The organism is Corynebacterium sp. KPL2680 (genome assembly GCF_040225675.1).
Taxonomy (GTDB): domain Bacteria; phylum Actinomycetota; class Actinomycetes; order Mycobacteriales; family Mycobacteriaceae; genus Corynebacterium; species Corynebacterium rhinophilum.
Window position 1 is genome coordinate 1 of record NZ_JBEHFM010000036.1, and the last position, 7,646, is coordinate 7,646.

The following is a 7,646-nucleotide window of genomic DNA, read 5'->3' on the forward strand; positions in this document are numbered from 1 at the left end:
TGTGTTTTGAAAACTTCTTCATGATTATCAGTCTTCCTGCCCAACAAGGGGCTGTCACGGAAGACACGATCAAACCATATGGTCTATTTAATCCAGCCCAGACCAATTCAGCAGCTATCGAATAGCAATTTCTGTTCTCTTATTGGATCTGCTGGGCCTATTAGCAATGACAGCCTTTCCAGAGCCGTTGATCCTCATTTTTGGAAACCTCGTCACCGCATGCTTAAGCGGACTGTCGATTCCAGCCATTTTCACTATCGTTGACTCCCAAGTCAGTGGAAGCCAGCAAGCGAAAGCCTTCTCCCTCTTGGATACCGCGCGCCTTGGCGGCGGATTCCTTGGCTCATTGCTGGGAGGATTACTTCTTGACCAAAGGAACGTGCAGACTGCACTCTTTGTTGAAGCTTGCGCCGTGGCGGTTTCGCTACTTGTCTTTTTCTTCCTCTACAAATCCACGTCCCAGGACAATTCAGTGCAGCTAAGACTGAAAGAATCTTCACCGAGCTTTTTCCAAAAGGTACTCGAGGCTCCTTCTCTCTTATTGAAAAATAGACGTTCTCGCTCCGCACTAACCAGCATTTGGGGAGCAATCATTTGCACCTCGATTTTCAACATTGCGCTTGTCTTCTATGTGACCAGTACCCTCCAAGCGAGCGGTACGGTATATGCAATCATCGCCCAGGCTTTCATCGTGGGCCGCATCTTTGGCGCACGATTTTCAGCCCATCTCAGCGCACACAATGCCGAGAAGGCCCTGACCGGAGCCGGCTTCGCCATGGGGTGTTTTATTGCTTTACCCGGTCTAATTCCCTCCTTGTGGCTCTGTATTCCATGCTTCTTCCTTAGCGGAGTATGCAATGCCGTTCAGGTGGCTGCACTGCGAATCATCGTTGTTGGAACCGTACCTGATGAGGTTAAGCCCAAAGCCCTTTCTACGATGGGATCGATAAATAGCTCTGCGATGCTTATCGGATACATCATCGGGGCGCCTGTCGTAAGCGCCATCGGCACTTGCCGTATCCGGAATTGGAACCTCCGTGCTTACAGTGGGACCAGTCCTGAAACACCGTTTGCAACAATGACCATGCGCGCACCTAGTTGCTGTTTTTCTGTTTCTTCGCGCGCAGCATATCCATGCTCATTACGGCGCCAATGATGGCGGCGTGTTGTTGCTCGTTGAGGCCTGGCACGATGCGCAGGAGATACGTGTTTTTACCCATGAAGTAGTTGCCCATGCCGGTCCATTTATTGGAGACATCGGCAAGCTGGCGATCCTGGGAGGTGATGGTGAGATTCCAGTCCCAGAAATCGCCGTGTACTTCGACATCGGCAAAGCCCTCCATCGTTAGTTCCATCTTGGTTTTGAACATGGAGAAACGCTTGGTGATAACGGCCATGGGCTGTTCAATTCCCGGCAGGTGCACCTCGTAGGTATCCCGCAGAAGATTCGGCGGATCCGAAATCGTCATGACTGTTTGTTGGGGGTTGCCTTCGGCATCCGTGAGCGCGACCTCCAAGCTCCGGGAGGGTTTAAACACCATGTCCTTGAGGCTGGTGGATTGCACAATGGTGCCGACGGGGGTCCCGTTGACATCAGAAATCATGAATCGATCTTTGAGGAAAGACTTGGTTTGGGAAATAACCAGCTCGTCTGGCGTGAATAAGTTTTGTATCATGCCTGCCAATGTATGGCATTGGGCGTTTTTAATCCTCCTCCCTAGGGGTGGTTTTTGCTTCTTTCTGTGCCTCGTGGGCCTCTTCGTAGGCTCGCGCACGGTGGGCGGTCATGGTTTGTGCAAAAGTCTGCACCCAATTCTTATTCTTTTCTGCCAGCGGGCCGGAGGGCACGGTGACGGTCCAGGTGCCGTCTTCGAAGAGCCAAATAATGTCTCGAGTGTGCGGATCCATGACGTAGAAAGCCCGGCCATCGGTCTTTATGTTGTGGTGGTGCTGGCACAGGCACGCGAGGTTTGCGGGAGTCGTCGGTCCGCCATCCGCGTGGTTGATGCGGTGATCCTTTTGGCACACCGTGGCAGGACGGTTGCAGCCTGGGTAGCGACAGGTGCCGTCGAATCCTTCGAGGTAGGCTGCCATATCCGGCGGGGTGACGTATCCCTTTACCTCCTTATCCGGGTTCATTTCCCGGATCTTGGAGTAGGGCAGCGCGTTGGAGCGCGCTGGGTCGAGCCACCCAACGGATTCAATGAATGCGGGGGAGTTGGGGACATCGGTTGCCTTGTAAGCATTCAGGATGACTTGGGGTGCTTCGGTATTGCCGGTGAGGAGGGAAATGGCGGCATCGGCAAGCGAGCAATCCAGCTTGAGCGCAGTCTCCTTGATGCACTTATCTACGCACGCCATCACCGAGGGATCCGCGCTCAGCGTCATCGCCGAGGTATTGTCTCCCCAATTCTCCATGGTGTAGCGCGGCTGGGTCGGCCCCTTTTTGACCGCAAGCGTGTCATCTTCGAGGTTGATGAGCTCATTAATCTTCCTTTTAATCTGGGCTTGCGTCCGCATGGACTGGTTGGCGCGGGTGGGAGTGAGGTAGGCGGTGAGCTGCTCATCGATGCGCGCGACTACCTCCGGGGTCGGGTTGCCCAGGCGGTTAAGGGATTTATTGATGGCAATGAGGCGGTCTAAATCTAGGTGATAGAGCTGGTGCTGCAGTTCTTTCAGTTGGGGGAGCTCTTCCAGGCGGTACAGGGCCATCAGGATATGGCCGATTCGCCCTTCATTAACTCCGGTGGCGCGGTAGAGGGATTGGGTGACTAATTCGAAATCAGAATCGAGATCGGGGATCTGCTCAGTCCAGAACTCATATTCAGTCTTTCGCATCTCAAAAGCTAAGCGTGTAGTGGGGTCTTTGGTGTTGGTCGTGGAAAAGTAGGGATCTTCCATGGCGCTTAAAACCTAAATTTGTAGTGTGAACGTGTGTACGAAAACACTATAGAACACCCGCCGGACATTCGCCTGTTTTAACGCGTTTTTGCAGGTAGAACTGCATATTTTTCCGTCAAGATAACCAGCTTAAAAAGCAAAATTATGTGCTAGTTTAAGGCAGGTATGAGTCAGGAGCAGGAAACGCAGGAAGAACCCGGGGTTGCGTCCGCTAGTGTGGTGTATCTGTTACCCGGGTGAAGCCTCGCTTCGGTGCGCATAAAGGCGACCACCGCGGGTACCTTTCGAATCAACTCTTACCTATCCTCGAAAGGAAGTAACCCGCGATGACCACTAACCCTCATCATATCGATCCGACCGGGTATCTGGAAGAATTGCTTACTCAGGCTTCCCCTGACTTGATGCGCCAGATGCTGACAGACTTCATCAATCAGATTCTCTCGGCTCAAGCAGATAGTGTTTGCGGCGCCGATTACGCCACAGTTTCTCCTCAGCGGACTAATACCCGCAACGGCTACCGCCACCGCAGGCTCGATACCCGCGTTGGCTCGCTTGATATTGCTATCCCGAAGCTACGTCACGGGGCATTCTTCCCTGAATGGCTCCTAGAACGGCGTACCCGCACCGAAAGAGCTCTAACTACCGTGATAGCGACGTGTTATCTCAAAGGGGTCTCCACTAGGCGTATGAATGATCTGGTAGCTTCTTTGGGCATTGACAATCTGTCGAAATCACAGGTATCTGATATGGCCAAAGAACTCGACGACATGGTCGCTGACTTTCGTACCCGCCCTTTAGATAGCGGCCCTTATTTCTACCTGTCGTGTGACGCGCTGACGATGAAAGTTCGCGAAGGCGGACGAGTCGTAAAAACCAGTGTGCTTATCGCTACCGGTGTCAACAACGACGGGTACCGAGAACTGTTGGGCATGCAGATCGCCACATCGGAATCCGTGGAATCATGGACAGGGTTCTTCCAAGACCTTAAAGCCCGCGGACTTGGGCAAGTCTATCTAGTTACCAGTGATGCTCACCTGGGAATCCAGGCCGCTGTTGGCCAAGTACTGCCGACAGCCAGCTGGCAGCGCTGCCGCACGCATTTTGCTAGGAACCTCTCATCCAAGGTGTCCAAACGCCAGTGGACCACACTATCTGGAATGTTTCATTCCATCTTCCAGCAAGCCGACGCTCAAGCCACGTGGGACCAAGCACGTGAGGTTGTTGAGTTTTGCCATGAGCGTTTCCCTGACGTCGCCGACTACCTAGAGGAGTCATTAGATGAAATCCTTGCATTCACACAAACGCCTAAACCTGTGTGGACGAAGGTGTGGTCCAATAATCCAACGGAGCGTTTGAACCGTGAAATCCGGCGGCGTACCGACGTTGTAGGGATCTTCCCTAACCGCAGGTCTGTGATCCGCCTGGTCGGCTCTGTACTAGCCGAGCAACATGATGATTGGATCCAACAAAAACGCTACATGTCGCTGGCGAGCTTGGAACACACCCGACGCCTGATAGCTACCAATACCATCCACGCCAACGACGCAGACACCATCGAGGCAGCCTCCTAATGAACCGACATCACCCCCGAGCCGGACCCCAACACCGACCTTGACACTGTCCCTCGATTCAGAAAGAACAGATACACCACTTCCACGGACTTGACCGAAACTTTTTAAAGTTTCGGCCCTCGTCGCAACATCTGAGCATTACCATCCTGGTAAATTAGGTGCTTTTATTTCGTCGATGGTCCCCAGAGATTCTCTCTTTCTCGGAAGTCCTTTGCTTTTCTTTTGACCCACATTACAGTCAGCAGTCCAGAGACTAGGGTTCCGATAAGCCAAGGAATCGCGTCATCAAAATTTAGCGTGTGTCCTCGGCCCATTGAAAAAAAGAAAGCGAAGATAACGGCAACAAGTGCAAAGAAAATAATGCTGGTGCCAATCAGGCGAACAAGATACTTTTTTCTAGAAACCATTACTGTTGAAAGGCACACAATCCTGCGGAAGCGGCCAAGGCGGCTGCGATCGTCGCTGGACCACCGATGGCCTTTCCAGCACCGTTTACGAATGCAGGGCCAAGAGCTCGTACGATGGTGGAAGCGGTCAGCTTCCAATTGAAGGCTTTAATACCAGTTACGATGGCTGACCACGTGCCGCTAGTGAAAGCCGTGGCTGGAATTCCTAGCGCACTCCATAATACGCACTTTGCGTATGAATTTGCATCGTAAGTTTGTACCATAACTGGGGTTTTTGAACCTGCCTGAGGATGTCCAGGGTTGGGACTGTTGAAGGCTCGGGCCACTGCATGAAAGTCGCCCATGCTGTCTGCGTAACCATCTCTTATTACGGCTTGTTCATTGACGGTGAAGACACCATCTTTTTGGGGAATATATTCCGTAAACAGTACTTCTAGGTCATCAGCCAGTTGTGCTTCCTGTGCAGAAGTCGGTTCTGAATTTACTTCGGCAGCGGTAAAATCGGGGGAATTTGTCTCGGCTGCTGTAGCGTATGTATTTCCTCCAACCATGCTAAGTGCCACGCAGGCTATCATGGCGCGTTTGGTGCAGGTTCTCTTCAGCCATGAGTGAGAAGTATGCATTTCGAATCTCCTATGGGCGGTGATTAGGCATAGAGTACCGGAGTGTTGAGCTAGGGAACTTTTGCTCCTGCTCACTTTAAGTATATGTAATAAGGAAGAGGTTCTCCATGGTAAAAAGTCGCCTCTTCCGTGTCGAGGCCGAACTTATGCAATCATTGTTTGTGGTAGGAGCGAAAGGCCTTCTGATTATGGTTCAAGGACCTCACCGTTCAGACCGAGTGGTATCTATACGGATGTCAGAAGGCATCATCGAGCGCCTAGATGCTCTATGTGCCCGTACTGGTCGCAGTCGTGGCTTCTAACTCAAGATGGCAGTTACTGCGATGCTGTCCCAGTTGGAGGGATACCACTGGGGACACATCGCAGCGGACTTCGAAGACAAGAGCATTGAAAACGAGTTTTGCCGCATCAAGCTCGCAGGTCTGTCTGTAGAACATGACGATAAAAAGAAGCAAAAGACTCATCTGCCAGCACTTTTAGTATTTACAGTAAACTATACAACTGTAGACCTGTATAGATGTAAAATAGTATTTACTGAAATCTGTAGTCTAATAGACGTAATGACGTATCCACCTAGGAGAAGCCATGATTATTACTGCCATTAACGCCAAGGGTGGCGTTGGCAAGACCACTACAACGATGTTTCTCGCTACGGTTTTCGCCCACCGAGGAAAGACCGTGACTGTCACAGACTTAGACCGGCAGGGTTCAGCTCTGGAATGGTCTGAACGCGCGGAAGATGGAGGCGACCCTTTACCGTTTGGGGTTGAATTGTCTATTCCCAAGCGTGTTGATAGGCAGGCGGCACTCGTCGGGGACGATGAATTCATGTTTATTGATGTGCCGCCAGGAGACGAGAACGCTATCGAAGCAGCAATCGCTGTCAGTGATTTCATCATTCTTCCGACCCGTTCTGCTGCAGCTGACCTTTCTCGTGTGTGGGAACTGCGCGACGCAGTTAGCGGAACACCGCATGCAGTCCTGCTGACGTTCGCTAGGAAGGGCACCAGTGCTCTTGATGCTGCACGAGAAGCACTTGATACAGAACAAATGCCCCACTTTAAAACCGAAATCCCGCTACGCGAGGACATGCACCTAGCCTTCGGCTACTGCCCAGGCCCAGAAATGCACGGCTATGAACAAGCCGCAGACGAACTCATGGAGATGATGAAATGAGCACCAGCAAAGAACGCGCCAGGGCCCAGCAAGGCCCGCGAACCTCCTCAAGGAAATCCGCAAGGCCGGCCCCGACCGCGGAGAAGAAAACAGTACGAGGTGCATTCCATCAACCCACCGGCCGCGACTACGTCAAGAAGATGACCGTCGAAATTGACCGCGAACTTCATGCAGAACTCAAAGTCATCGCCGCGCAAAAAGGCATGACCATTCGCGAGATTGTCAGCAACTACCTCGAAGAATACGTCCGCAACAACAAATAAGGTTTTACAGGAATACAGCTTTACCGCACCTGTATTCCTGTAAACCCAGCAGGTGTAGATAAACCATCCCCACCGTCGTGAGGGTAAGTATGCGCAGGAGAAAACGGGGAGGTAGATCTTGAGTGAGGTGAACCTACCTTTAAAAAGTGCTATGAGATCTGGTGGTGGGGGGAAATATTTCTTGTCTGCGCTTAAGCAAGGTGGATAACTTTTCCTATTTGAAAGGTAGAACGTTAGATAAACCCAACTATGATAAAAGGCCCTGCTACTAAGGTTGCATCATTTTTCTACTGAGTGAGCGGAACCTTTAGAGGTACTTCTACAACAGAAAAGAGTGCTCATACGAGGTATGAGCACTTCATTAAGACACGTCTTCCAGTGCCCATGAACCGGCATCGGTTTTTACACAGCGAGCCCAGTCGACCCCTGGCTTACCGCTAAAATCAAACATTCGCTCAAGGCCTTTAGTATAACCTACATTCCATTTTGCCTGTTCAGTGCGGCATTCTCTTTCGGATGGGAACACCTTGATTACTTTGTCCCAGTATGGTCTTGTCGTCTCCCGTACTGGGTTGGGCGGCACTGGCAAGAGGAACTCCTAAGGGGAGAGTAGACATAAGGACCTGACCCCTGTTTGGTGGACACCTGATATCCAGCCCAGTCGAGCTGGGAAGAAAGGTAATCTACCACCATGTCCAGGTACTG

8 protein-coding genes are annotated in these 7,646 nt (G+C 51.6%); 5 read left to right on the plus strand and 3 right to left on the minus strand.

All coding sequences use genetic code 11. The annotated features are described in order from the left end of the window. Nucleotides 1-142 precede the first annotated feature (142 nt). Nucleotides 143-1,156: an MFS transporter gene (locus ABRP66_RS11155; RefSeq protein WP_284852341.1), complete on the plus strand. Its 1,014-nt coding sequence runs from the start codon at nucleotides 143-145 to the stop codon at nucleotides 1,154-1,156. On the opposite strand, the gene ABRP66_RS11160 is transcribed toward ABRP66_RS11155, so the two are convergent. Together ABRP66_RS11160 and ABRP66_RS11165 are read right to left on the minus strand one after the other, a co-directional pair. After that, a complete protein-coding gene (locus tag ABRP66_RS11160) occupies nucleotides 1,095-1,676 on the minus strand; it encodes an LURP-one-related/scramblase family protein (RefSeq protein ID WP_284852342.1) in 582 nt (193 codons plus the stop codon). The genes ABRP66_RS11155 and ABRP66_RS11160 overlap by 62 nt on opposite strands. 28 nt (nucleotides 1,677-1,704) lie before the next feature. Next, nucleotides 1,705-2,838 carry an HNH endonuclease signature motif containing protein gene (locus ABRP66_RS11165; RefSeq protein ID WP_349838689.1) on the minus strand — a complete coding sequence of 378 codons (1,134 nt, stop codon included), beginning with the start codon at nucleotides 2,836-2,838 and terminating at the stop codon, nucleotides 1,705-1,707. Nucleotides 2,839-3,227: 389 nt separating this feature from the next. Here ABRP66_RS11165 and ABRP66_RS11170 point away from each other — a divergent pair, with 389 nt between their 5' ends. Beyond that, a complete protein-coding gene (locus ABRP66_RS11170; protein ID WP_349838690.1) occupies nucleotides 3,228-4,472 on the plus strand; it encodes an IS256 family transposase in 1,245 nt (414 codons plus the stop codon). Between the two features lie 406 nt (nucleotides 4,473-4,878). Here ABRP66_RS11170 and ABRP66_RS11175 read toward each other — a convergent pair whose 3' ends face one another. Next, nucleotides 4,879-5,502 (minus strand): hypothetical protein, encoded by a 624-nt coding sequence (locus ABRP66_RS11175; protein ID WP_284783790.1) that lies wholly within the window; start codon nucleotides 5,500-5,502, stop codon nucleotides 4,879-4,881. Nucleotides 5,503-5,690: 188 nt separating this feature from the next. Here ABRP66_RS11175 and ABRP66_RS11180 point away from each other — a divergent pair, with 188 nt between their 5' ends. The 3 genes from ABRP66_RS11180 to ABRP66_RS11190 all read left to right on the plus strand — a co-directional run bounded on the left by ABRP66_RS11180 (nucleotide 5,691) and on the right by ABRP66_RS11190 (nucleotide 6,941). Beyond that, nucleotides 5,691-5,804, plus strand: a complete 114-nt coding sequence (locus tag ABRP66_RS11180; RefSeq protein ID WP_203397387.1) for a ribbon-helix-helix protein, CopG family — start codon at nucleotides 5,691-5,693, stop codon at nucleotides 5,802-5,804. A 283-nt stretch (nucleotides 5,805-6,087) separates the two neighbouring features. Next, the gene (locus ABRP66_RS11185) at nucleotides 6,088-6,678 is read left to right on the plus strand and encodes an AAA family ATPase (RefSeq protein WP_284783792.1); all 591 of its coding nucleotides are present in this window, start codon (nucleotides 6,088-6,090) and stop codon (nucleotides 6,676-6,678) included. Beyond that, nucleotides 6,675-6,941 (plus strand): hypothetical protein, encoded by a 267-nt coding sequence (locus ABRP66_RS11190; protein ID WP_349838691.1) that lies wholly within the window; start codon nucleotides 6,675-6,677, stop codon nucleotides 6,939-6,941. The genes ABRP66_RS11185 and ABRP66_RS11190 overlap by 4 nt, the downstream gene beginning before the upstream one ends. Nucleotides 6,942-7,646: the final 705 nt, after the last annotated feature.